This is a genomic window from Corynebacterium sp. 239_CJEI (assembly GCF_001055995.1).
Taxonomy (GTDB): Bacteria; Actinomycetota; Actinomycetes; order Mycobacteriales; family Mycobacteriaceae; genus Corynebacterium; species Corynebacterium jeikeium_D.
Map to the genome: position 1 here is coordinate 86,073 of NZ_JVOW01000026.1, position 23,724 is coordinate 109,796.

At 59.6% G+C, this 23,724-nt stretch carries 19 protein-coding genes; 13 read left to right on the top strand and 6 right to left on the bottom strand.

The genetic code is table 11. The annotated features are described in order from the left end of the window. Nucleotides 1–42 precede the first annotated feature (42 nt). From ADB08_RS07130 to ADB08_RS07140, 3 genes are all read left to right on the top strand, one after another. Nucleotides 43–1,194 carry a cysteine desulfurase family protein gene (locus ADB08_RS07130; RefSeq protein WP_049172130.1) on the top strand — a complete coding sequence of 384 codons (1,152 nt, stop codon included), beginning with the start codon at nucleotides 43–45 and terminating at the stop codon, nucleotides 1,192–1,194. Between the two features lie 63 nt (nucleotides 1,195–1,257). After that, nucleotides 1,258–2,397 (top strand): tRNA 2-thiouridine(34) synthase MnmA, encoded by a 1,140-nt coding sequence (gene mnmA / locus ADB08_RS07135; RefSeq protein WP_048735286.1) that lies wholly within the window; start codon nucleotides 1,258–1,260, stop codon nucleotides 2,395–2,397. After that, entirely contained in the window at nucleotides 2,394–3,446 is a 1,053-nt protein-coding gene (locus tag ADB08_RS07140) for a methionine synthase (RefSeq protein WP_049172078.1), read from the top strand. Before mnmA ends, ADB08_RS07140 begins: the two co-directional genes overlap by 4 nt. 5 nt (nucleotides 3,447–3,451) lie before the next feature. Here ADB08_RS07140 and ADB08_RS07145 read toward each other — a convergent pair whose 3' ends face one another. After that, a complete protein-coding gene (locus ADB08_RS07145; protein ID WP_049172080.1) occupies nucleotides 3,452–4,612 on the bottom strand; it encodes an ATP-binding protein in 1,161 nt (386 codons plus the stop codon). Between the two features lie 138 nt (nucleotides 4,613–4,750). Further along, nucleotides 4,751–5,419: a 3'-5' exonuclease gene (locus tag ADB08_RS07150; RefSeq protein WP_048735295.1), complete on the bottom strand. Its 669-nt coding sequence runs from the start codon at nucleotides 5,417–5,419 to the stop codon at nucleotides 4,751–4,753. 96 nt (nucleotides 5,420–5,515) lie between these two features. On the opposite strand from ADB08_RS07150, the gene ligA reads away from it, so the two are divergent. Then, entirely contained in the window at nucleotides 5,516–7,636 is a 2,121-nt protein-coding gene (ligA, locus tag ADB08_RS07155; protein WP_152682215.1) for an NAD-dependent DNA ligase LigA, read from the top strand. Nucleotides 7,637–7,674: 38 nt separating this feature from the next. Here the strand turns inward: ligA and ADB08_RS07160 are convergent, their stop codons facing one another. Together ADB08_RS07160 and ADB08_RS07165 are read right to left on the bottom strand one after the other, a co-directional pair. Then, a complete protein-coding gene (locus ADB08_RS07160) occupies nucleotides 7,675–10,041 on the bottom strand; it encodes a glycogen/starch/alpha-glucan phosphorylase (RefSeq protein ID WP_049172083.1) in 2,367 nt (788 codons plus the stop codon). A gap of 161 nt (nucleotides 10,042–10,202) precedes the next feature. Then, complete coding sequence (locus ADB08_RS07165) at nucleotides 10,203–10,868, bottom strand: amino acid-binding ACT domain protein (RefSeq protein ID WP_048735304.1); 666 nt, start codon at nucleotides 10,866–10,868, stop codon at nucleotides 10,203–10,205. 227 nt (nucleotides 10,869–11,095) lie between these two features. Here ADB08_RS07165 and gatC point away from each other — a divergent pair, with 227 nt between their 5' ends. From gatC to ADB08_RS07200, 7 genes are all read left to right on the top strand, one after another. Then, the gene (gene gatC / locus ADB08_RS07170) at nucleotides 11,096–11,389 is read left to right on the top strand and encodes an Asp-tRNA(Asn)/Glu-tRNA(Gln) amidotransferase subunit GatC (protein ID WP_005509328.1); all 294 of its coding nucleotides are present in this window, start codon (nucleotides 11,096–11,098) and stop codon (nucleotides 11,387–11,389) included. A gap of 15 nt (nucleotides 11,390–11,404) precedes the next feature. Next, nucleotides 11,405–12,919, top strand: coding sequence for an Asp-tRNA(Asn)/Glu-tRNA(Gln) amidotransferase subunit GatA (gene gatA, locus ADB08_RS07175; RefSeq protein WP_049172086.1), 1,515 nt, complete (start codon nucleotides 11,405–11,407; stop codon nucleotides 12,917–12,919). Nucleotides 12,920–13,034: 115 nt separating this feature from the next. Further along, nucleotides 13,035–14,102, top strand: coding sequence for a FecCD family ABC transporter permease (locus tag ADB08_RS07180; RefSeq protein WP_370449368.1), 1,068 nt, complete (start codon nucleotides 13,035–13,037; stop codon nucleotides 14,100–14,102). Continuing rightward, nucleotides 14,103–14,903, top strand: coding sequence for an ABC transporter ATP-binding protein (locus ADB08_RS07185; RefSeq protein ID WP_049172090.1), 801 nt, complete (start codon nucleotides 14,103–14,105; stop codon nucleotides 14,901–14,903). It abuts the gene before it with no gap. A gap of 10 nt (nucleotides 14,904–14,913) precedes the next feature. Continuing rightward, nucleotides 14,914–16,038, top strand: a complete 1,125-nt coding sequence (locus tag ADB08_RS07190) for an ABC transporter substrate-binding protein (protein ID WP_049172092.1) — start codon at nucleotides 14,914–14,916, stop codon at nucleotides 16,036–16,038. Between the two features lie 53 nt (nucleotides 16,039–16,091). Continuing rightward, a complete protein-coding gene (locus ADB08_RS07195) occupies nucleotides 16,092–17,123 on the top strand; it encodes an ATP-dependent 6-phosphofructokinase (RefSeq protein ID WP_038628534.1) in 1,032 nt (343 codons plus the stop codon). A 157-nt stretch (nucleotides 17,124–17,280) separates the two neighbouring features. Beyond that, complete coding sequence (locus ADB08_RS07200; protein ID WP_049172094.1) at nucleotides 17,281–18,744, top strand: membrane protein; 1,464 nt, start codon at nucleotides 17,281–17,283, stop codon at nucleotides 18,742–18,744. A gap of 26 nt (nucleotides 18,745–18,770) precedes the next feature. Here the strand turns inward: ADB08_RS07200 and ADB08_RS07205 are convergent, their stop codons facing one another. Further along, entirely contained in the window at nucleotides 18,771–19,604 is an 834-nt protein-coding gene (locus tag ADB08_RS07205) for a class I SAM-dependent methyltransferase (protein ID WP_049172096.1), read from the bottom strand. 53 nt (nucleotides 19,605–19,657) lie between these two features. Between ADB08_RS07205 and gatB the strand changes: the two genes are divergently transcribed. Then, nucleotides 19,658–21,166, top strand: coding sequence for an Asp-tRNA(Asn)/Glu-tRNA(Gln) amidotransferase subunit GatB (gene gatB, locus ADB08_RS07210; RefSeq protein ID WP_016422487.1), 1,509 nt, complete (start codon nucleotides 19,658–19,660; stop codon nucleotides 21,164–21,166). A 12-nt stretch (nucleotides 21,167–21,178) separates the two neighbouring features. On the opposite strand, the gene ADB08_RS07215 is transcribed toward gatB, so the two are convergent. Continuing rightward, nucleotides 21,179–22,255, bottom strand: a complete 1,077-nt coding sequence (locus ADB08_RS07215; RefSeq protein WP_239660034.1) for a glucose dehydrogenase — start codon at nucleotides 22,253–22,255, stop codon at nucleotides 21,179–21,181. Between the two features lie 76 nt (nucleotides 22,256–22,331). On the opposite strand from ADB08_RS07215, the gene ADB08_RS07220 reads away from it, so the two are divergent. After that, entirely contained in the window at nucleotides 22,332–23,705 is a 1,374-nt protein-coding gene (locus tag ADB08_RS07220; RefSeq protein WP_239660035.1) for a DoxX family membrane protein, read from the top strand. Nucleotides 23,706–23,724 lie beyond the last annotated feature (19 nt).

Genomic DNA, 23,724 nt, shown 5'->3' on the forward strand with positions numbered 1-23,724 from the left:
CTTAATGACCACATCGTTGCCGCTCCGGACGAGAAGAGTGAAATGAAGTCTGCTGCGAATACCCGTCACTTTGTGGATCATGCCGCGACTACGCCATTGCGCCCAGAAGCGCGCACGGCAATGGTCGAGAACCTAGGTCTGGCCAACCCCTCGGGGCAGTACGCCACCGCACGCATTGCGAAAAAGGTTCTGGAAGAGTCCCGAGAGGAAATTGCAGAGCTGCTCGGTGCCGATCCCATCGAGGTAGTTTTTACTTCCGGTGGAACTGAGGCCGACAATCTAGCGATTTCAGGCCTGTACTTCAAGGCCTCTGGCTCGGACATTGTGGTTCCACCAATCGAGCACGATGCAGTGTTGAAGACATGCCACCATCTGGAAAAGGAACACTGGGCCAAGATTGTTGAGGCTCCTGTAGGTGCTGATGGTCGCGTTGACATGGTGCAGTTCCCGGCGATGAGTCGGCAGAACACCGCGCTGGTGACGTGCATGTGGGCGAACAATGAGACCGGCACTATCCAGCCGGTGGAGGAGATTGCCAAGCGGGCGAAGGAGGCTCGCGTGCCTTTCCATATCGATGCTGTGCAGGCAGCCGGACATCTGCCAATTGATTTCCACGCAAGTGGCGCCACTACAATGGCCATCTCCGCGCACAAGTTCGGCGGTCCCCGTGGGATTGGGGCGCTGCTTGTTCGTCGTGAAGCGAAACTTACCCCGCATAACAACGGCGGCGGGCAGGAACGCGGACTGCGTTCGGGCACGCAGGACGTGGCGTCGGCGGCGGGCATGGCGGCAGGACTGCGCGCGGCGGTGGACGCGATGGCGGCGGACAATGAGCGAATCCGCGGTCTGACGCAGCAGCTCATCAGGGCAATCGTGCACATCGACGGTGCGATTATCCACACCAGCGAGCTCGCTTTGCCGGGGCACGTCTACGCTAGCTTCCCGGGCGCGGAGGCCGATAGTTTGATCATGCTGTTCGATGCGGCGGGAATTGACTGCTCTACGGGATCGGCATGTAGCGCGGGCGTTAACCGTCCCTCGCACGTGCTGATGGCGATGGGCGTTTCGGAGCCGGAAGCGCGATCGTCGATTCGTTTTACGCTGGGGTACACCTCGACGCAGGCGGATGTCGACGCCGTCATTTCGGCGCTGCCGGAAACGGTCGAGCGGGCGCGGCGTGCTGGCATGGCTTAGTTTTTGCCCCGTGGTGGTACGGTGACACGTGCACAAAATCTAGAGGGGAAAGGTTGCAACGCAATGCGAGTTCTTGCAGCAATGAGCGGTGGTGTGGATTCTTCCGTGGCTGCGGCGCGTGCATTGGCCGCAGGTCACGAGGTCGTCGGCGTGCACTTGGCGCTGTCGAAAGATCCGCAGTCCGTTCGCGCTGGATCCCGCGGCTGCTGTTCGCTAGAGGACTCCGGCGATGCCCGCCGCGTCTGCGATGAGCTGGGCATTCCTTTCTACGTCTGGGATTTCTCCGAGCGCTTCAAAGAAGAGGTCATGGATGACTTCTACGACTCCTACGAGCGCGGCGAGACGCCGAACCCATGCCTGCGCTGCAATGAACGCATCAAGTTCGCCGCTCTACTAGAGCGTGGCATCGCGCTCGGCTTCGACGCTGTGGTCACGGGGCACTACGCTTTGCTTGGCGACGACGGCCTGTTGCGCCGCGGCCGCGATGCGAAGAAGGACCAGTCCTATGTCCTGGGCGTGCTGGATCGCGAGCAGCTGCAGCGCTCGATGTTCCCGGTAGGAAACACCGAGAAGCCAGAGATTCGTGAAGAAGCCCGCGGGATGGGACTAGGCACTGCCAACAAGCCGGACTCTTACGACATCTGCTTCATCCCGGATGGCAATACCAAGGCGTTCCTGGGCGCGAAGATTGGCCGTCGCCCGGGCACCATTGTGGATAAGGAAACTGGCGACACTGTCGCTGAGCACGACGGTGTCTACGGTTTCACCATTGGTCAGCGCAAGGGGATTGGCCTGGCGGGGCCGATGCCTGATGGCAAGCCGCGCTATGTCACCGGCATTGACGCAGAGACCGGCACGGTGACAATCGGCACGGCTGCGGACTTGAATGTCAACGTGCTCGAGGCTGACCGTGCCATCTGGCTGGCCAACCCGGATGAGGTACTCGCTGCCTCGGAGGCCGGCAAGCTGCAGGTGCAGGTGCGTGCGCACGGTCGCCCCATCGACTGCCGTATTGAAGTGCTGGCAGGACCTGACGATGACGTCACCGGACGCGGTGGCGCCTTCCGGCTGCACCTGAGCGATCCGCTTCGTGGTGTCGCTCCTGGTCAGGCCGCTGTTTTGTACCACACTGACACTGCGGGCGACTACGTGCTGGGCTCCGGCACGATTGTCTCGACCGCCCGTGAAGAGGACTTGTCGTGACCTCCTTTGTCGGCCTTGGCCCGATGCCGGGTCGCAATCCACACGAGGCGGCAGAGATTGTCATTGGGGAATGCCTGGAAGGTCACGTCACGCTACCGACGTTGCCTGCCCGTGGATTCGGCGCCGATGCCGTCGGTCGCACGGCCGCCCTCATGGCTGACCTCGTCGTCGACAGGGGAGCGCGCTCCTGGAAAGTCACCGACCGTCGTGGTCGCGCGAGTGCCTTGGCCACTGATTATCTCCACCGCGACATCGACGCGTGCGAGGAAGCGTGGGGGCGCACCCCGCAGAAGATTCGCCTGACCGCTCTCGGCCCATGGACGATGGCGGCTTCGGTGGAAAATGCCGCAGGCCATCTCATCGCCGTTGACCGCGGCGCCGTGAAATACTTCGCGCAGTCGCTAGCCGCGGGATTGGCTTCCCACATCACCGATGTCCGTCGGCGTTTCGACAGCGACATCGAGGTACTTCTGGCAGAACCCGCACTCGGCGCAGTCGTACAGGGCAAAATCAAGGCCCCGTCCATGCTGATGGGCAACGCGGGTTATCTCCCCGCCCAGGGGCACCGCGAGATCGCGGAGATCTTCCTCGAAGTCACGGGGCCGCTGCGTGACGACGACATCGAAGTGACCATCGCGCTGTCGAGCCCCGATGGCCTGGCTGTTCAGGCCTTGGCGGATTCCGGTGCGGCCGGAGTGTGGCTACCTCGCAAAGAACTGACCACTACGCAGCAACTGGATTTTGCGGCTGCCGTGGTCGGTGCCGATATGTCCCTGGAGCTGGGTATTGTGCCAGTGACGGTCACGGAGCGAGAAGAGCACACGGGCGTCCCGGTGGCGACACCGGCTCGAGCACTCGCTGAGCAAGCAGCGCTGTTCTGGGATGAGCTGGGCTATTCGCGCCTACAGATTGCTGAGAGCCTGAATCTGGCGCCGATGGGCGGCTTTGCTGCCAGCTCCAATGAAGAAGCACAGGCGCAACTCGGCGCAGGCCGCAATGCCACGGAGCTTCTTCGTCGGGCAGCCGGTGACTTGGCTCGCGACGAATAGTGACCTTATTCCACCAGCGTATTGAGGTAGTCGGCGAAGTAGGGAAGTGTGAATTCCACGTATCCCGTCGACGCTGACACAATCAACTCGCGGTAAATCAGGTCATGGCGAAGCTGTGAGATGCCAGAGAGTTTGCGTCCCATGGTCTCTGCGATGGCGCTCGTGGACACGGGCTTTCCATTGGCGGAGAGGCTCGCCATCGCTTTGAGAAAATCAATCTGGCGAGGTGGCACTTTCCGCAGGCTGGGCGCATGAACTTGCAGCCCGATGCGGCGGATGGATTCCGCTGTGGCATCCGAGGCATGCTGAGCGGTAATGGTGTCCGAGTGGGCCAACCTGGCCTTAGCCCAAGCGACTGAGCCAATGGTCTGTATGAGATACGGGTAGCCGTGGCTGAGTTCAGCGGCCAGCTCGACGGCATCCTCGGTCATCGCGCGTTCGCCGAGTTCTGCAGTTCTGCGAATGATGTCCTTGGTGGTATCCACGTCCAATCGACCCAGAGTCACGCGTTCGGCACGGCGTAAGAATGTTGCGCCCTCTAGCTGGAGCAAGTCTTCGATACCGCTGGGCAGCCCGGCTGCGACAAAGGCAATCTCCGCATCGTCGCGATTTAGGTCCTGGATTGCATGGGCAATTTCGTTGAGCTGTGCGGGGTCTGCACTTTGCACCTCGTCGAGAGTGAGCAAGATGCCGGATCCCTGTGGCATGAGGAGAGCCGAGAGATCCTGAAGTTGGCTGAGCAGATTCCTGCCGGGCTCGGGCTGAGAAGTGCTGACTTCCGTCTTAAACCCGCCAATGCCGGCGATGGACAGGCCGGTGAGGTGACGGCCCTTGCCCGTCGGTGCACTGTCAATGGCACTGAAAGCGCGCGGAATGGTGACATCGGTGAGCTCAGAAATCATTTCAGAGCCGATGTGAGCACGCAGCACAATCCATCCCAGTTGCTTTGCTGCGGCTTCAAACTCGTTGAGAAGTACCGTCTTGCCGATTCCGCGGGTACCGGAAATTAGCGCGGTTCGCCAGGGATTACCGGGGCCTTCCGCCAGAGCCAGCTCAAACGAGTCCAGCTCGACATCGCGCCCACCGATGATGGCCGGGGATCGGCCGAATGTGGGGTGGAAAGGATTGCGTGGGATGGAGATGGCCTTGTCGCTGCGAGTGGTCACGCATCAATCATAGCAATGGATAATCCACATCGACTTGGATAACTTGGATATCCCGCCGAATTTTGGATATTCGGTTTCCGTTGGATAATCACAAAACTCTGGATATTGGGAGAGCCGGGGAGGGTGAGGGGCCGCTGCTCAGTCCATCGGCCACCCGAAGGTGAAGTCCGACGTATCCTTACCCTTTTCGGTCAGGTACTGCTGCAGGTTCTTCTTGTACTGGTAGTACGCGACGGCCTGCAGCTCCATCAGCTCTTCCCCTGATTTTTCGGTTAGCTCCCGGTAGTGGCGCGCCATCACCCATGCGATGCGCGCAGCCGCCAGAGCATCTTCGGTGGCATCATGTGCCCCGTCCAGGCGCACCTGATAATGGCGGGAGACATCAGTCAAAGTGCGTTTTTCACGACGTTCCGGGTCGAAGTAATTATCCAGCACAAAGGGGTCGACGACGAGGCCGTCAACAGTAAAACTGGGATCCTGCGAGCGCAGTACCGTCAGATCATAAGCCGCGTTATAGGCCACTACGGTCAGACCATCGCGCCAGGCAGCTCGAAGGCCGGCAATGGTATCCGCTAGCACTTCATCGTGCGGGCGCCCCTCCGCGCGAGCTTTTTCAGTGGTGATGCCATGCACATCAGACGCAGCTTGTGGAATTTCGACACCGGGATTAGCGAGCATGATGGTGGAATCTTTGCCCTGCTCAGTCAGTCGGACCAGTGCGGAAGTGACAATCTTGCAGGTGCGAGGATCCGTGCCGGTAGTCTCCAGATCAAACGCGAGCATGCGTCGCGGATCGAAATTATGCATGTCTCAACTGTAGCGGAGAGTGCGGATTCGCTGAGGGGCAGGAACAAGGTCAAGAGAATTTCCGTGTCCTCCGGCGCATCCGGGCAATGACATAGAATGAGCGACGTGACTTCCTCGACCGATGAGAACTCCGACCTGTCAACCTCCGATTTGTCTTCGTTTTCCAGCGCCCCCGCCTCCGAGCCAGCGCCGGCGGACGTCCGGGAGAAGTGGCAAGATCTAGCAACTCGCATTCGTGAAAACGCTGCGCTGTACTACACCGCGCAGCCGGTTATCTCCGATGCTGAATACGACGAGATGTTCCGTCAACTGCAGCGGTTAGAGGAGCAGTGGCCCGATCTGGTGGTGCCGGACAGCCCCACGCAGCAGGTCGGTGCGCAGGTCGACACGCCTGCCGACGGGGAAGTGTTCGAGCCTGTTGAGCACCTCGAACGCCTTTACAGCTTGGACAATGTTTTCGATGAGCAGGAGTTGCGCGGCTGGCTGGCCCGCACCCCGGCCAGCACGTATCTGACCGAGCTGAAAATCGATGGCCTGTCTATCGATCTGGTCTATGAGAATGGCCGCCTTGTCCGGGCGGCCACCCGCGGAGACGGCCGCGTGGGGGAGAACGTCACCGCCAATGCGCGCACTATCGAAGATATTCCGCATGAAATCAGCGGCGAGAACATCCCCGACGTGCTCGAGGTGCGTGGTGAAGTCTTTATCTCGTTGGAAGAGTTCGAACGCATCAACGCCGATCGCGTCGAAGCGGGTCAGAAGCCGTTTGCCAACCCCCGTAACGCCGCCGCCGGTTCCCTGCGACAGAAGGATGTTGCAGAAGTGGCCAAGCGCCGGTTGTCCATGATTTGCCATGGAATTGGTCATATCGAGGGCTGGCGTCCACAGTCCCAGCACGAGGCATATCGTGCCTTGGACGAGTGGGGTTTCCACGTGTCGCCGTATACAAAGCAGGTTCATTCCGCGGATGACGTCGTTAAGCAGATGCAGTACTGGGGCGAGCACCGCCACGACGCCATCCACGAGATGGACGGGCTTGTGGTCAAGGTTGACTCCCTTTCCGAGCAGCGCGCGTTGGGCGCGACCTCGCGGGCGCCGCGCTGGGCGATTGCCTACAAGTATCCGCCAGAAGAGGTCACCACGGACCTGCTGGACATTCGAGTCTCCATCGGCCGAACTGGTCGTGCGACGCCATATGCCGTGATGAAGCCGGTCTTCGTGGCCGGGTCAACTGTCGAGATGGCGACGCTACACAACCCTTCCGAGGTGCACCGAAAGGGTGTGCTCATCGGGGACCGTGTGACCATCCGCAAGGCCGGTGACGTGATTCCAGAGGTACTCGGCCCCGTAGCCGATCTCCGAGATGGTAGCGAGCGAAAGTACATTTACCCGACTCTCTGCCCCGAGTGCGGTACTCGTTTGGCTCCGGCAAAGGACAGCGATGCCGATTGGCGTTGCCCCAATACCCGCTACTGTCCAGGTCAGCTGCGGCGTCGAATTGAATTCCTCGCCTCCCGCTCCGGGTTCGATATCGAAAACCTGGGGGAGAGGGGCGCTGCCGATTTGATTCATCGCGGCGTGCTTGACGACGAGTCCCGCCTCTTCGACCTCACCGAGGAAGATTTGCTCGGCACTGAGGTCTACACTACGGCTTCGCGGAAAACCCTGAACGCCAATGGTAAGAAACTGTTGGCCAACATCGAGGCAGCTAAGGATAAAGAGCTGTGGCGCGTATTGGTCAGCCTGTCCATTCGTCATGTGGGTCCAACAGTGGCGCGGACCTTGGCACAGAAGTTCGGCTCGATGGAGGCGCTGCGCGCTGCGAGCCGCGAGGAGATTTCGGCCATCGATGGCATTGGCGAGATCATCGGCGATTCCGTGGCTGACTGGTTCGAGGTGGACTGGCACCGCGAGGTTGTCGAGCGCTGGGAAGCTGCCGGTGTGCGTATGGCCGATGAGGTCGCCGATCGTCCAGATCAGGTGCTAGAGGGATTGACCGTGGTAGTCACCGGCTCTTTGGAGGACTTCACTCGCGACAGCGCGAAGGAAGCCGTTATCTCCCGTGGCGGTAAGGCCGCAGGGTCGGTGTCGAAGAAGACCGACTACGTGGTGGTTGGCGAAAACGCCGGTTCCAAGGCCACAAAGGCCGAGGAGCTGGGCTTGCCCATCCTCGACGAGGATGGGTTCAAGCGATTGCTGGAAACTGGTCAGGCCTAGCTGGGGCTTGGCCCAGCCAGGATTTGACCCAGCCGGGCCTAAATCTTGGTCTCTTCCAGCTTCCAGACCTCATTGGCGTAATCGCGGATAGTGCGGTCGGAGGAGAAGCGGCCCGAACGGATGATGTTCAGGAAGCACTTCTTGGCCCACGCCAGCTCGTCGCGGTAGTCCTCGGCCATGCGGTCGCGGGTCTCGCGGTAGTCAGCGAAGTCGCCGAGGACGTAGTAGACATCGGCTGGCTCGTACCCGTTGGACTCCAGCAGCGAGAAGTGCAGGTCGTGGAACATTCCGCTGCCACCGTCAGCAAAAGTGCCGTCGACAAGCGAATCGACCGCGCGCTTGAGACCCGGCACCGTTTCGTAAGTGCCACGCGGGCTGTAGGTGCGACGCAGCTCCGGCAGCTCCTCTTCCAGCGCACCGAAGATGTAGGCGTTCTCTTCGCCGGCGGCGTCGACGATTTCGACGTTTGCGCCGTCCATGGTGCCCAGCGTCAGTGCGCCGTTCATCATGAACTTCATGTTCGAGGTACCCGAAGCCTCCTTACCGGCAGTGGAAATCTGCTCGGAGACGTCGGTGGCCGGGATGATGTGCTCTGCCGGGGTGACGTTGTAATTCTCAACGAAAGCGACCTGCAGGCGACCGTCCATGTCCGGATCGTTATTGACCTTGTCCGCGATAGCGTTGATGAACTTAATGATGGCCTTCGCGCGAACGTAGCCTGGGGCGGCCTTGGCACCGAAGATGAACACGCGCGGTGGCACGTCCAGCGCTGGGTCTTCCTTGATGCGGTAGTAGAGATCGAGGATGTAGAGCGCGTTGAGAAGCTGGCGCTTGTACTCGTGCAGACGCTTAATCTGGGTATCGAAGATGGCGTCCGGGTTCACCGAAATACCCTGGCGGTGTTCCAGCCAGGTGGCGAAGTCCTTCTTGTTCTCGTGCTTGATGTCGAGAATCTCACGCAACACGGCCTCGTCGTCAGCAAACTTTTCGAGCTCAGCGAGCTTGTCCAGGTCGGTGACCCAGGCGTCCGAACCCGACAGGCGAGTCAGCAGTGCCGACAGGCGCGGGTTGCACTGGTTGAGCCAGCGGCGCGGGGTGACTCCGTTGGTCTTGTTGTTGAAGCGCTCCGGCCAGATATCGTGCCAGTCCTTCAACGTTTCGCGCTTAATGATTTCCGTGTGCAGAGCGGCAACACCGTTGATGGAGTACGCGGCGTAGCAGGCAATCCATGCCATGTGGATACGCCCGTGGGAAATCGGCGCCATGTAGTCAATCTTGCCCTGGTCGAAGCCGCGCTCCGCGAGGTCTTCGCGGAAGCGGCGGTCGATCTCACGGGTGATCTCCAGAACGCGGCCGAAGAGACGGTCAAAAATGGAGTATTCCCAGGTCTCCAACGCTTCTGCCAGAACGGTGTGGTTGGTGTAGGCGAAGGTGTTGGACACGACGTTCCAGGCGTCGTCCCAGCTCATATCGTGCTCATCCAGGAGCAGACGCATCAGCTCTGGGATCGCGAGCACCGGGTGGGTGTCATTGAGCTGAATGGAGTTGTACTTGTGGAAATCGCGCAGGTCCTCGCCGTGATTCTCGATGTAAGAATCAATCATCGTCTGCAGCGAAGCCGAGACGAAGAAGTACTGCTGGCGAACGCGCAGGACCTTGCCGTCATAGGTCGAGTCATTCGGGTAGAGCACGCGGCACAGGTCATGGACGCGCTCCCGTTCGACAATGGCGTCGGTGAAACGCTGTGAGTTGAAGGCGTCATAGTCGAACTCACGCATTGGCTCCGAGTGCCACAGGCGCAGCGTGCCGACGTTATCGGTGCCATAGCCGGTAATTGGCATGTCATATGGAACAGCGCGCACGACCAGGTCATCAAAGGTGACAATCTTGGACAGTTCCTCGCGACGAATAACGAAGGGGTAGCCCTCTTCCATCCACGGATCCGGGTGCTCATCCTGGAAGCCGTTTTCAAAGCTCTGCTTGAACAGACCGTAGCGGTAGAGGATGCCATAACCGGTCACCGGCAGATTCTGCGTGGCACAGGAATCCAGGAAGCAGGCGGCCAGACGCCCCAGGCCACCGTTACCGAGAGCGGCGTCGTGTTCGGCCTCGAGCACGTCTGTCAGATTCTTGCCGTACTTTTCCACCGCAGCGGAGGCCTCATCCACGAGGCCTGCATTGAGCAGGTTGTTCAGCAGGGCGCGACCCATGAGGAACTCGGCGGAGAAGTAGTGCTGCTGGCGGGTAGCAGCGTATGCCTCCGTGGTGCGCTGCCAGTTGTCCGCTAGGTCATCGACAACAACCCGTGACAGACCGGACCAGAATTCCATCTCAGTGGACGACTGGGGGACACGGCCGGATTCGGCACGCACGTGGGATCCGACGAGGTCACTCAAGTTCGACATCAAAGAAGCTCCTTATTGACTGGTATCATTTCCAGACTTTACCGCTAAGCGTGAATCACTGCGCTCCATAGGGGAGGAGCCATAGGGTAAGAGCTTCGAGCAGAAGGGAGCAGCCCACAGAAGGGAGCAGCCCACAGAAGGGAGCAGCCCACTAGCCGCTGCTAGTCGATAATCGCACCGACAATCGTGCCAATACGTCCCAAGTGCTCAACCTCACTTGGCAGGAAGTCTGGCCCGCCGGGCCGGCCAATAACGAGAACGAGGCCCTTGCCCATTGGGGTAGCGGCAATGGAGGAGTCCATAACCGTCCAGTCCTCCGGAAGCCACGTTTCTTCGTCCGGATCCAGGTTTCGTGGCGAGTCAATCGGGGCTTCCGGCAGAGTCCGGCCGTTATCCTCTGGAGCAGCGGTAGAGGAAGCGCGACGTACCCACCGGCCATCGCTCTGTTCGCCGAGGACGATAGCCCAGCCGGCAGTCATAGTCTGAGGCAGGCCGTCGACGACATCTCCGAGGGCACGATCCAAATTCTTCGTGTGCTGTGAGAACTTGGCCAGCAGCGCAATCTGTCCGCGGCGGTCGACCGAGCCGGAAAAAGGCCTAATTGAATCGACTTCCACTCCGCTAATGGACTGAGCCGCCGTAATCAGTGTGTCTGGGAGCAGGCCCATGGGCAGGTCAACCACGATGTCGTCGACAACAACGCCATTAGCGCCGTAATCTACGACATCGACACTGCGAATATCACCCTCTACTTCGCCCAGGGCAGCCGCGACGTAGCCAAGTGCGCCTGGTTCGTCGGGAAGCTGGATGCGAAGGAGGTAACTCATGGCTGTGTGTACAACCTTTCGAATAATTGAGAGTGATTCTTGCGGTGTAACTATAGAAGTAGTGATTTAGGCTACAGGGTAAACCTTTGAAATGTAAGACCCTGCGGACAACTGCTTGGCGACAACGACTACTGTTGGCAAGTACAGCCCGCTCGCGCGGTTCAAAATCAGTTTCAACTAAACTTCTGTGCACTAGCTTCGTACGAAGAAATGAAAGGGGTACTAGCGTGCCAGCTATCTCACGCGATGAGGTCGCACACCTAGCGCGATTGTCCCGTCTGGCTCTGACTGACGCGGAACTCGACGAGTTCGCCGGTCAGATCGACGGCATTATTAACCACGTCCAGGCCGTTCAAAAGGTGGCTGCGGATGATGTGGAACCGATGAGTCACCCCTCTTCGCTGTCCGGTGTGATGCGCGAGGACGTCGTCAAGCCGACGCTGACTGCGGAGCAGGCGCTGGACCAGGCGCCGTCGCAGGACCGCCAGCGCTTCGAAGTTCCCCAGATTCTCGGCGAGTAGGAGTACGTGGAAGAAATGATTGCAGCTAACCCGAACCTGCATGCCGCTGTTGCTGAGGACCCGATTCTGGGGCTGAGCGCTTTTGAGCTCGCACAGAAGATTCACGCTCGTGAGCTGACCTCGGTAGAGGTCACCCAGGCGTTCCTCGACCGTATCGCGGCAATTGATGAGGACATTCACGCATTCCTGCACGTCGGTGCCGAAGAGGCCCTGGCTGCAGCTCGCAAGGTCGATGAGTCGCTGGATGCTGGCGAGGAGCCGGCCTCCGCGCTGGCCGGTGTTCCGCTGGCGCTGAAGGATGTCTTCACTACCACCGATGCGCCGACCACCTGCGCTTCCAAGATGCTCGAGGGCTACATGAGCCCTTACGACGCAACGGTTACTGCCAAGCTGCGTGCAGCTGGCATCCCAATTCTGGGTAAGACCAACATGGATGAGTTCGCCATGGGCTCGTCGACTGAAAACTCCGCTTACGGCCCGACTCACAACCCGTGGGATGTTGAGCGCACCGCAGGCGGTTCCGGTGGTGGCTCTTCCGCGGCGCTGGCCTCCGGTATGGCTCCGCTGGCTATCGGTACTGACACCGGTGGCTCGATTCGTCAGCCAGCAGCTCTGACCGCAACGGTCGGCGTGAAGCCGACCTATGGCACGGTATCCCGCTACGGCCTGGTCGCTTGCGCCTCCTCGTTGGATCAGGGTGGGCCGACCGCGCGAACCGTTCTGGACACCGCGCTGCTGCACGAAATCATTGCTGGTCACGACGAGAATGACTCGACTTCCACGGAGCAGCCGATTGCCGATGTGGTTGCTGCTGCCAAGGAAGGTGCTACCGGTGACCTCACGGGGGTTAAGGTCGGCATCGTCAAGCAGTTCGACCGCACCGAGGGTTACCAGGCCGGCGTACTGGACAGCTTCCACGAGGCCGTCGACAAGCTTAAGGAAGCTGGCGCAGAGGTGGTCGAGGTCGATTGCCCGAACTTCGACCACGCACTGAGCGCGTACTACCTGATTCTGCCGTGTGAGGTCAGCTCCAACCTGGCTCGTTTCGACGGCATGCGTTACGGCCAGCGTGTTGGTGATGACGGTTCGCACTCGGCCGATGAGGTCATGGCTATGACCCGTGCCGCTGGTTTCGGCGATGAGGTTAAGCGACGCATCATCATTGGTACCTACGCGCTATCGGTCGGTTACTACGATGCCTACTACATCCAGGCACAGCGCGTCCGTACCCTGATTCAGCAGGACTTCGAGCGGGCCTTCGAACAGGTAGATGTCCTGATCTCGCCGACCACTCCGACCACTGCGTTTAAGTTGGGCGAGAAGGTTGACGACCCGCTGAGCATGTACATGTTCGACCTGTGTACTCTGCCGCTCAACCTGGCCGGCATGTGTGGCATGTCCGTGCCGTCGGGCCTGGCTGAAGACACCGGCCTGCCGGTAGGCCTGCAGATTATGGCTCCGCGCCACGGTGACGATCGTCTGTACAAGGTCGGCGCTGCCTACGAAAAGGTTCGCGGCTCGATTGCATAAAGACGCTCAATAAGCCTTAGTCGGTTTTCTGCAACCGTCGTTTTCTCACTGAAGTGGGAGAGCGGCGGTTGTTGTCGTGTCGGGGAGAGTTTCATACATACGCAGGAACGCAAACATGGAGAGAGTTAGATTTAAAAACCCACCGCGGTTTATGCCTTGGATCTATGGGCTGGTCATTGTCATAGCCATTGCCGTCAGTCTGGTCGCTGCGGTGGTCTTCGGCTCGGCGGATATCACCTGGTCCACCACGACACAGGTCATTTCGCATCACATCTTCGGCATTGAGCTCGATGAATCTGTGCCCGCCAGTTCGGACACCATCGTCTGGAATCTCCGCGCTCCCCGGGGTATTCTCGCAGCGATTGTAGGGGCGGGGCTAGCTGTCTCCGGTGTGGCTATGCAGACATTGGTCCGTAACCCGTTGGCAGACCCATATCTGCTAGGTATTTCCGCCGGCGCCGGTGCCGGTGCGACCGCGGTGATTATCTTTGGTGCTTTCTCCGGTAGCCCCATCGCGCCGCTGACATTCGGTGCACTCCTCGGTGCAGTAATGGCCACCCTCGCGGTCGGTGCTTTCGCCACTGCAGGCGGTGGGCTGACTCCGCTGCGTTTGGTGCTCTCCGGCGTTGTGCTCTCCGCTGCGTTTTCCGCGCTGAGTAGCTTCATGGTCTTCGCTGGGCCAGACCCGAGGGCCGCGCAGTCCGTGATGTTTTGGATGCTGGGCTCTGTTGCCGGTGCGACATGGCTGAAGACGCTCTTCCCGCTCATTGTCCTCATCGCAGTACTGTTGTTTTTCCTGGTCAAAGCCCGTCATCTGGATGCGCTGGCAACTGGTGAGAGCACCGCAGCGGCCGTAGGTATTGATGTTTCTCGGCTACGCACACAGGTATTTGTGCTCCAGGCTGTCCTCGTTGGCACGCTCGTTGCGGTCTCTGGCGGCATCGGGTTTGTCGGCCTGGTGATTCCACACTTGACCCGCATCTTGGTAGGGGCCACGCACCGCGTTGTCCTACCGGTTGCTGCCCTCATGGGTGGACTGTTTCTCATCTGGGTGGACATCATCGCGCGCGTAGTGGGCGGAAGCCAGGAAATGCCGCTGGGAGTAGTCACGGGATTGGTTGGCGCACCACTTTTCCTCTACCTCATGAGCCGCTCGCACTACAGCTACGGAGGTGCTGAGTAAATGAGCGCTCTACCAAAATCTGTACTCGCCGCTAAAGATATGCGCTGTGATATCGCTGGGCGCACCATTGTCAGCGGAGTCAACCTCAACTTCGGTGCAGAACCCATGACCGCCATCATTGGTGTTAACGGCGCGGGTAAATCCACGTTGCTGCGTGCGCTCGGTGGAATCACGAAACCGGCCACGGGCGAGGTCGAGATTAACGGCAAATCGATGAGCTCAATCAGCTCGAAGCACCGCGCCCGCGATCTGGCTTTCGTCGCGCAAAACGAGGTTCCACCCGCCGAAATGCGCGTGCGCGACTTTGTCTCCCTGGGGCGCTTGCCCTACCAGCGCCTTTTTGGTGGCAACACCGCCGAGGACAATTCCCACGTCGACCGTGCGCTGGAGCTCGTGGGGTTGGAAGCGGTTGCGCAACGCCTGTGTGGGCAACTCTCGGGTGGGCAACGTCGTCGCGTGTGTCTGGCGCGTGCCATCGCCCAGGACTCGCCAATCATGCTTCTCGACGAGCCCACTAACCACCTCGACGTGCGCCATCAACAATCCGTCCTCCGTCTGGCCCGCTCCAGCGGAGCGTGTGTCATTGCCGCGATCCACGACTTGGACCTGGTGATGAACCACTTCGACCGCGTCATCGTGGTCGCGGACGGCGGTATCGCGGCCGACGGCATTCCCGCAGAAGTGCTTACCCGCGACTTTGTCGCCCAAATCTTTCAGGTTGAATCCTGTCAGCTCAATTCCCCCGCTGGCCGCCGCCACCTCGCAATCGATAGCGAGCTGGATGCTGCCACCATCAACTAGGAGTACTCCCTTGAATAACGCACATGCTTTCCGACGTCCCCTTCGTGCCTCAGCAGCTGGTATCGCTGTGGCTGCTCTGGCATTCGGAGCCGCCGCCTGTGGCTCTGATGAGGGAACGCAGGCCTCGTCGTCAGGCCTTACCCTCACCAACTGCGGTGAAGAAGTCAGCTACCCGGGTGTAGCTAAAAAGCTGCTGATTAATGACGGCAATATTGCTTCGCTGGCGCTGGCTGTCGGTGCTGCGGATGAGATCACAGCGGTGAGCTCTATGGCCTCGCATCTGCCGGTGTTGACCGCAGCTTATGGCGATGCAATTGCGCAGAAGCCAGAAGTTGCGAAGGAATACCCGAATCTGGAGCAGGTCATTGCGGCCGAACCGGATGTGATGCTGGCGGGCTGGGGCTATGGCTTTAGTGAAGACAAGGGCATTACCCCGGAATCGCTTTCCGAGCACGGTATCGGTGCCTACACCCTGACGGAATCTTGCCGTACTGGTGACGCAGCCTCGGCGGGCAAGGAAGGCAGTGGCGACCCGGGGCATACTCGTGGTCTGGTGGATCCGTGGGAAGCTGTCAAAATTGATTTGAAGAATATCGCTACCTTGACCGGACACGACGGTGAGGGCGACAAGGTTATTGCAGATATTGATAACCGACTGCAAGCCCTGGATGCCGCGCCAAAGGGAGATAAGAAGCCAGTGGGCTTCCTCTTTGATTCTGTCGGTGAAGCACCAATTACCTCGGGTTCCTTTGGCGCACCGCAGGGCATCCTGGAAAAGGCCGGTGCAATCAATGCGACCGAGTCGATTAAGGACACTTGGACTACGACCTCCTGGGAGCATGTCGCGGAGATGAATCCTGACTTCATCGCGCTTGTGGACTACCCAGGTCAGACCTTCGAAGAGAAAATCAAGGTTTTGCGCACGAATCCGGCAACGAAGGATCTCGAGGCGGTCAAGGAGAACCGCTTTATTAACCTGCCGATTGCATTGTGGACGGAGTCTCCGCTGAACGTCGATGCCGCAGAGTACGTGCGCAAGGCGCTCGAGGAATATGGTCTTGTGCCGGCGTCGGAGGTGACGACGAAGATGGAGCTACCGTCTGAGCTACCAGGGCAGGAGTACCTGCAGAAGTAGTTTCGACCAAGGCCGTCAAGCACGAACTGACTAACGCGACTAAGGTGGGCATCATGCGAATTGCGACCCTTACCTCCGGTGGAGATTGTCCCGGTCTGAATGCCGTTATCCGTGCAATTGTCCGTACCAGCTCGAGCGAGTACGGCTCAACCGTCGTCGGTTTTGAGGACGGTTGGATTGGTCTTATGGAAGACCGTAGGGTCCAGCTTTACGACGATGAGCGGATTGACCGTATGCTGCTGCGTGGCGGCACGATGCTGGGCACCGGCCGCGTGCATCCGGACATTCTCATGTCTAACCTCGACCGCATCAAGGAAAATCTCTCTGATGCGGGCATCGATGCCCTGATCCCAATCGGTGGCGAAGGTACGCTGAAGGCCGGCAAGTGGCTTTCGGACAATGGGGTGCCGGTCGTCGGTGTTCCGAAGACTATTGATAATGACGTCAACGGTACGGACTACACCTTCGGTTTCGACACGGCTGTGGCTGTTGCCACCGACGCGGTTGACCGTCTGCACACCACTGCGGAATCCCACCAGCGCGTCATGATTGTTGAGGTCATGGGTCGACACGTGGGCTGGATCGCTTTGCATGCGGGTATGGCCGGCGGTGCTCACCACATTGTCATTCCGGAAAAGCCATTCGACATCAACGAGATTGTGAAGTCGATGGAGCGCCGTTTCCAGATGGGTGAGAAGTACGGCATTATCGTCGTCGCTGAGGGCGCCACCCCGAAGCCGGGCACCATGGAGTACGAAGAGGGCGGTGTCGACCAGTTCGGCCACCAAACCTTCAACGGCATTGGTCAGGTTATTGGTGCGGAGATTAAGAAGCGCACCGGGTACGACGTTCGCACCACGGTGCTGGGTCACATTCAGCGTGGCGGTACGCCGACTGCGTACGACCGCGTGCTTGCTACCCGCTACGGTGTCCACGCCACCCGAGCAGTACACGAGGGGGACTTCGGCAAGATCGTCGCTCTGCACGGTGAGAACATCGAGCGTATCGACATCGACGATGCGGTTGCTGAGTTGAAGGTTGTGCCGGATGGCCGTTACCGCGCAGCTGCTGCGCTGTTTGGTTAAACGCGTCGGTTAAGCACGCGTTGCTAAACATTTAGGCACATCTTCGTAACAAAATAGGCATACTGCCCGAGCTGGTGTATCAATCACCAGCTCGGGCAGTATGCTTTGTAAGGTTCCGGTTTTTGAAAAATAGACTTATATTTAGGATTTTCTCGTTATGTGGAAAAGAGCCACAACAATCGCGATGGCCTTTGTCGGCCTAACTGTCGGTGCCGGATTCGCATCCGGCCAGGAAATGATGCAGTACTTCGTGGCATTTGGCACTAACGGCTTGTGGGGCGTGGTACTTGCCTCCGTCGTGATGATTGCCAGTGGCCTGGCAGTGCTGTCAATTGCCAGCTACTTGCAGGCTGATGAGCACTCCGAGGTCTTCGACGTAATCACCCGCAGTTGGGTTTCGAAGATTTTGGATATCGCCGTGATGATCACGCTGTTCTGTACCGGCTTCGTCATGTTCGCCGGTGCCGGTGCGAACTTGAACCAGCAGTTCGGACTTGAGGTGTGGATTGGCGCCGTCATCATGGTTGCCCTGACTTTGGGTGTAGGCATGCTGGATGCCGACAAGGTCAGCCGCGTGATTGGCATGATCACTCCATTCATTATCGTGTTCCTGCTTGGAGCCGGTATCTACACTTTGTTCACCACCGACACGTCGATGTCGGAGGCCGCGCAGTACACCAATGAACTGTCGACATCGCTGCCACACTGGTCTATTTCTGCCCTGAACTATGTCGGTTTCTGTGTGATGGTGGCCGTATCGATGTCGATTGTCATCGGCGGTAGCTACCTGAACCCGCGTGAAGCTGGCATCGGTGGTCTCATGGGCGGGAGCATCTATGCAGGTCTGCTGACGCTGGTGACCTTTGCCCTCTTCTTCAAGGTCAAGGATGTTGGCCACGAAGATATGCCGACCCTGGCAATCGTCAATGACATCCACCCGGTCCTGGGTACCGTGATGGCAATCATCATCTACGCCATGATTTTCAACACGGCCATTGGCATGTTCTACGCGCTGGGCCGCCGCCTAACACGCAATACCCCGCAGCGTTTCCGCCTGGTATTCATCGTGACGGTGCTGATTGGTTTTGGCCTAAGTTTCTTTGGGTTCAAGGCCCTGGTTGGCTCCATCTACCCGGCCCTTGGCTACGTCGGTATCGCTCTTATCGTGATTCTGTGTGGTGCGTACCTGGCTGGACGTAACAAGCTGATGGAGGAGTCGAAGCGTCGCGGCCGTATCCGTAAGCTCGCACGCCGGAAGATGCACCCGAACAAGAAGTTCACCACCGCCGATCAGAAGAAGCTCGACCGCGCTTTGGCCAACTCCAACATTTCCAACGTCGATCTTCAGGAGAGCGTCCGCGACGACATCGTCGAGGAACTGGTCAGCGACGATAATGTTGAATTCACCGAGGATGACGCCGAGCGCATCGTAGAAAAGGATAATGAGCGCCTGGAGAAACTTTCCGAAATCGAGGAAGCCTCCGATGATGACAATCCTCGCGAGACCGCGAGGGACTCCTTCCCAGGCGAGGCCACAGCCACTGCGCCGAAGAAGCTTGCCGGACAGACTAAGAATGCATTCAAGCGCGTGGCTCACCCTAAGCCGAAGAAAGAAAAGTAACTAGCGCGACTAGGCAGCTCGAAAACTTAGGCAGCTCGAAAATAGAAGGCATCGCACCGGTAGGGAAGGGCGATGCCTTCTTCGTATGTGTGCCCCAAGTGTTCGTGGAGATACCAATGCAAGTTCGCCTCCACCTTGGCGCGAGTGGCGGGCTTGGAACGAAGCCAATAGGAACGGGTTCGTGCCAGCAGCACGATGTCCTCGATGGTCAGTGTCTGCTCCCAGGCCAGACGCACCTCATCGACTAGCTCCAGCTCCGGGCCAACCTCGGGGTAGAAGCCGGGACGCAACACGTCGCCGGCGTGCATTATGCGGCTGAGCCGATGCACCCACGGTACGGAAACATCCAAGGTGTTCCACACCAACATAGCCACGCTATCCGCGCGTAGCACCCGAGTGAGTTCTTTACTTGCAGCTGTCGGGTCCACCCAGTGCCATGTCTGCGCACATGTTGCTACATCGACGCTGTTGGACTCCAGTCCCGTGCGCTCCGCAGTGCCTTCCAGGCATTCCGCCGCTGGCACATTGTGCATCAGTGCTTGCCGCATCGCGGTGGAGGGATCGAGTGCCAGCAGGGTGGCATCGCGGTAGACGTCGGCAAGCGAGGCGGTGAGCTTCCCAGTGCCGGCGCCGATATCGGCGACTACCTGTGGGTGCGGTGCGAGACGGGTAAGCGCTTCGATGACGGTTGGAGGATATCCGGGGCGCACGCGGTGGTAGCCCGTGGCTCCGTCGGCGCTTTCCTGCAGGTCGTTGTCGAAAGTAGCGCCTGCGCGGTGGCGGTCAGCGGCGTCGCGGAACGTTGGCGTATCGCGTGCTGACGTCGGTGGAATCGGTGGGTGTTCGTTAACTCCGAGCACGACTTATACCCTAGGGCACGCCTGCGGGGCCATCGCTAGTAGACTCTACAAACATGACCGCTGCATACGCTGATGACTTGATGGACTTTGATGAGGTCCTCGAACGTTTTGACCCGGTAATGGGCATGGAGGTTCACGTCGAGCTCTCGACGAATACCAAGATGTTCTCCTCCTCCTCGGCGCACTTTGGTGCCGAGCCGAATAGCAACGTCGATCCCTGCAGCCTCGGCCTACCTGGCGCGCTGCCTGTGGTTAACCGTCAGGGCGTTGAGTGGGCCATCAAGATTGGCCTGGCGCTGAACTGCGAGATTGCTGAGTCCTCCCGCTTCGCGCGCAAGAACTACTTCTACCCGGACCAGCCGAAGAACTACCAGATTTCGCAGTACGACGAACCAATCGCCTACGACGGATATCTTGACGTTCAGCTTGACGACGGCACGGAGTTCCGTGTCGAAATCGAGCGCGCTCACATGGAAGAAGACACCGGCAAGCTGACGCACTTGGGCGGTGCCGATGGTCGTATTCACGGCGCCACGCGTTCGCTGGTGGACTGCAACCGCGCAGGTATTCCGCTGATTGAGATCGTTACTAAGCCAATTCTCGGTGCAGGGGAGCGTGCCCCAGAGGTTGCTCGTGCGTACGTTTCTGCGCTGCGTGACCTGGTGAAGTCCCTCGGTGTCTCCGATGCCCGCATGGACCAGGGCTCGATGCGTGTGGACTCCAACGTTTCCCTGCGCCCAATCGGCCAGGAGGAGTTCGGCACTCGTACCGAGACTAAGAACATCAACTCCCTGAAGTCGGTTGAACAGGCTGTTCGCTACGAGATGCAGCGCCAGGCTGCTGCGATTACTAATGGCGAGGAGATCGTTCAGGAAACCCGCCACTACCAGGAGACCGACGGCACGACCTCCAAGGGCCGCCCGAAGGAATCGCAGTCGGATTACCGCTACTTCAACGACCCGGATCTGCCACCTGTGATTGCGCCGCGTGAGTGGGTGGAGGAAATCCGCGCAACTCTGCCGGAGCTGCCGTGGGTGCGTCGTGCCCGTATTCAGGAAGAGTGGGGTCTGAAGGACGAGGAAATGCGCGACCTGGTTAACGCCGGCGCTCTCGACCTGATTGTCGACACCGTTGAGGCTGGTGCCGGCCCGGCTGAGGCTCGTTCCTGGTGGGTCGCTTACCTGGCGCAGAAGGCCAACGAGGCAGGCGTGGAGCTGGCTGAGCTCGCGATTACCCCGGCACAGGTTGCACGTGTGATTGCACTGATTGAAGAGGGCAAGCTGACCAACAAGCTGGCCCGTAAGGCCGTTGACGGCGTGCTCGCAGGCGAGGGCGATGTTGATGAGGTCGTTGCTGCCCGTGGCCTGGAGGTCGTTCGCGACGACGGTGCTATTGAGAAGGCCGTCGACGATGCACTGGCTGCTAACCCGGACATCGTCGAGAAGTACCGAGCTGGCAACAAGAAGGTCGTCGGTGCCATCGTGGGGCAGGTCATGAAGGCCACCCGCGGCAAGGCAGACCCGGCTCAGGTCAACCAGCTGATTGCGAAGAAGCTGAGCTAGCCTCCCTGAAAGCTAATCCGGGGAACCGCCGGCGGCACCATCGCTCGGCAGTCTGACGACGCGCTCGTCGGACTCCGACGGTTGTGCCCCGGCGGTTTTGTTGGTCGTGGCACCCCAAACTTCAATACCCTGATTTGCTGCGACAGCCGCTACATACGAGATGTGGCCGAAGTCGCCGTCGACAAGCACTTCAGGGGACCCCTTGACCTCCCACGCCGCGTCGGGCCCACTGTACTGTGGCCCCACCGGCATGGAGATGACCTTCTGCGCGTCTGGGATAGCAATGACCACGCGGTCACCCATCACTGCGCATCCACCGATGGAATCGTTCAGGTCCACACCGCCGAGGGGGTTAATCACAGGGCCGGTGAGCTGAACCAGCTGTGGGGTGCCGTCGAGAATGGCGGTTGCCAACGGCGGCATTCCGTCAGGACCATGGCAGAACTGCTGAAACTCAATGCCGGGATCCCCCACGAGCAATTTGCGCGGGGACAGGGCGCCCGAATTTCGGTCAAAATAGATGCCCAGAATGCCTGGCTCGCTGAGGTCCGGAAGTTCGCGCACATCAGCGGTGCCGCCCTCCACGAGAGTGACTCGCGCGATGGTGTCGTCGTTACGCAAAACAAAGACCTGGCGGTCCTCTTCAACCGAGGGACTGGGCAGCAATTGTTTTGCAGGAGCGCCGAGCCGTGCAACCTCACGCGGTGTCTCACCCGGTGCGACAGCGGTGAGCGCACCGTCGTCGGTGGCGACGAGAGCCTCCCCAGGGCCGATTGCAGCTAGCGCGGTGGTAAGCGGTAGGCAGGCGGCGAGAGTGACATCGTCTAGGTCGCAAGGACCTTTGTCTTTGGCTTTGCGTTCCGTGGTCGGTACCGGGGTAGAGGGCAAATCAGGGGAGGAAAACTTCGGCATGGCAATGCCCGTCGGCTCTGACTTGTCTTCCGTAAACGGCAACTCAAGCGCGTTCGAGGCACTCATGCAGCCGGAAAGAGAGACCATCCCGATGACACCAGCGGCGAGCGCAGCACGACGACGCCGCCCGCGAGCGCGAGCCTGTGCACTGCTGGTGTGGACGAGGTGGAATCCCATAGGCATACACAATACAGCCTCGTTTCACGGCCACGCCTGCGACCAAAAGTGAGGCAGTAGATTTAATGTGGACGATGTGAGCGACTCAGAGAAGTACCCGAACGACCGCGCCCTCGAGAATGTGGAGGACGGATTCGATGACGATCTCGACGTCCCGACCTACCGCAAGCTCGCTGAGCCAATGAACGAAGAAACCAACCGTGATGACAGCGACAACACCGCAACGCAGGTTTTTCCGGGTGTGCCGGAAAAGCGCGTAGCGGAGGAGTCGGAGGCAGACCAAGAAAACCTGACTCCGGAACCTACCGCTGCATCAGAGACAGTGGCAGAGACAGAGGTTGAGCCGAGCTCGGAACCGGAGCCTGAAGTTCAGGATGAGCCGAAGAAGCGCTACGACGCCTACGCCGCTGCAGGCCGCACGGCACCTCAGGTGATTAGCCCTGCCGGTAAGCCTTCGCCGCGGGATGAACAGGCTGAAACTGAGTCAGCGCCCGCGGCTGATAAAGAGTCGGAGGTGGCCCCGGAGTCGGAGGCAACCGAAATCTTTGAGCAGCCGGCTCGTAGTGAGCGCGTTGATTCAGACGAGGATTTCAGCCAGCCGACGCAAGCCTTCTCGGCTTCTGAAGCGGCAGGAGCGTCCGCAGCGGGAGCTACTGCAAATAAGTCGGAAGCACAGCCAGCATTCGACGATGAGGCGGAGCCGACCTATGACTCTTCACGCAATTCCGCAGCTGAGACTCAGTATTTCGATGAATCGGATTTCGCTGAACCGGCTGCGTCCCGCGATACCGCTGGTGCAGCTGGCGCCGCTGGTGTTGCAGGAGCAGGCGTAGGAGCCGCCGGGGCAACTGCTGCTACGACTACCGCCACTGCTGACGACGATGAGGACACGGACTTCTACGACGACAACGAACCGGAGTTCCGTCGCGGTACCACTGACTTCGGCCTCCTGCTGCTGCGTCTTGGATTGGGTGCGCTACTGCTGGTCCATGGTCTGACAACGCTGCTCGGCTGGGGCAACTCCGGTGGCACCACTGCGCTGGAGACACAGTTTAGCCAGAACAACTTTGCTCTCGGCCCTGTAATGGCCACTGCCATCCCAACGGTTCAGCTTATCGCGGGTGCCCTGCTTATCTTGGGTCTCGCGACACCGCTGGCCGCGGCGTTGGCGCTGGCATTGTCCGCCTACCTCAGCATGTTTGATGTGGCTACCTCTGCCAATGGTGTGAATATCGTTGGCCAGGACTCCAGTAACCTCCAACTACAGCTGTTGATGACCGCCATGGCGCTTGGCTTGCAGTTCACCGGCCCAGGCCGCATCGGCATCGACTTCGGACGCGGCTGGGCTCGTCGACCACTGGCATCGTCGTGGATCTTCGGAATTCTGTCCATCGCCGCAGCAATTGGCCTGTGGTGGCTGACGACCGGCACGCTGCCGTTTGTTGGCTAAGGCGGCTCGCAGCTACACA

Excerpts from the sequence above, each read along its gene's own strand:
- gatB (WP_016422487.1), top strand. The coding sequence starts at position 19,658 with ATGACCGCTGCATACGCTGATGACTTGATGGACTTTGATGAGGTCCTC.
- mnmA (WP_048735286.1), top strand. The coding sequence starts at position 1,258 with ATGCGAGTTCTTGCAGCAATGAGCGGTGGTGTGGATTCTTCCGTGGCT.
- ADB08_RS07165 (WP_048735304.1), bottom strand. The coding sequence starts at position 10,868 with ATGAGTTACCTCCTTCGCATCCAGCTTCCCGACGAACCAGGCGCACTT.
- ADB08_RS07130 (WP_049172130.1), top strand. The coding sequence starts at position 43 with ATGAAGTCTGCTGCGAATACCCGTCACTTTGTGGATCATGCCGCGACT.
- ADB08_RS07195 (WP_038628534.1), top strand. The coding sequence starts at position 16,092 with ATGCGAATTGCGACCCTTACCTCCGGTGGAGATTGTCCCGGTCTGAAT.
- ADB08_RS07180 (WP_370449368.1), top strand. The coding sequence starts at position 13,035 with ATGGAGAGAGTTAGATTTAAAAACCCACCGCGGTTTATGCCTTGGATC.
- ADB08_RS07160 (WP_049172083.1), bottom strand. The coding sequence starts at position 10,041 with ATGTCGAACTTGAGTGACCTCGTCGGATCCCACGTGCGTGCCGAATCC.
- ligA (WP_152682215.1), top strand. The coding sequence starts at position 5,516 with ATGAGCGACGTGACTTCCTCGACCGATGAGAACTCCGACCTGTCAACC.
- ADB08_RS07215 (WP_239660034.1), bottom strand. The coding sequence starts at position 22,255 with ATGGGATTCCACCTCGTCCACACCAGCAGTGCACAGGCTCGCGCTCGC.
- ADB08_RS07150 (WP_048735295.1), bottom strand. The coding sequence starts at position 5,419 with ATGCATAATTTCGATCCGCGACGCATGCTCGCGTTTGATCTGGAGACT.
- ADB08_RS07200 (WP_049172094.1), top strand. The coding sequence starts at position 17,281 with ATGTGGAAAAGAGCCACAACAATCGCGATGGCCTTTGTCGGCCTAACT.
- ADB08_RS07185 (WP_049172090.1), top strand. The coding sequence starts at position 14,103 with ATGAGCGCTCTACCAAAATCTGTACTCGCCGCTAAAGATATGCGCTGT.
- gatA (WP_049172086.1), top strand. The coding sequence starts at position 11,405 with ATGATTGCAGCTAACCCGAACCTGCATGCCGCTGTTGCTGAGGACCCG.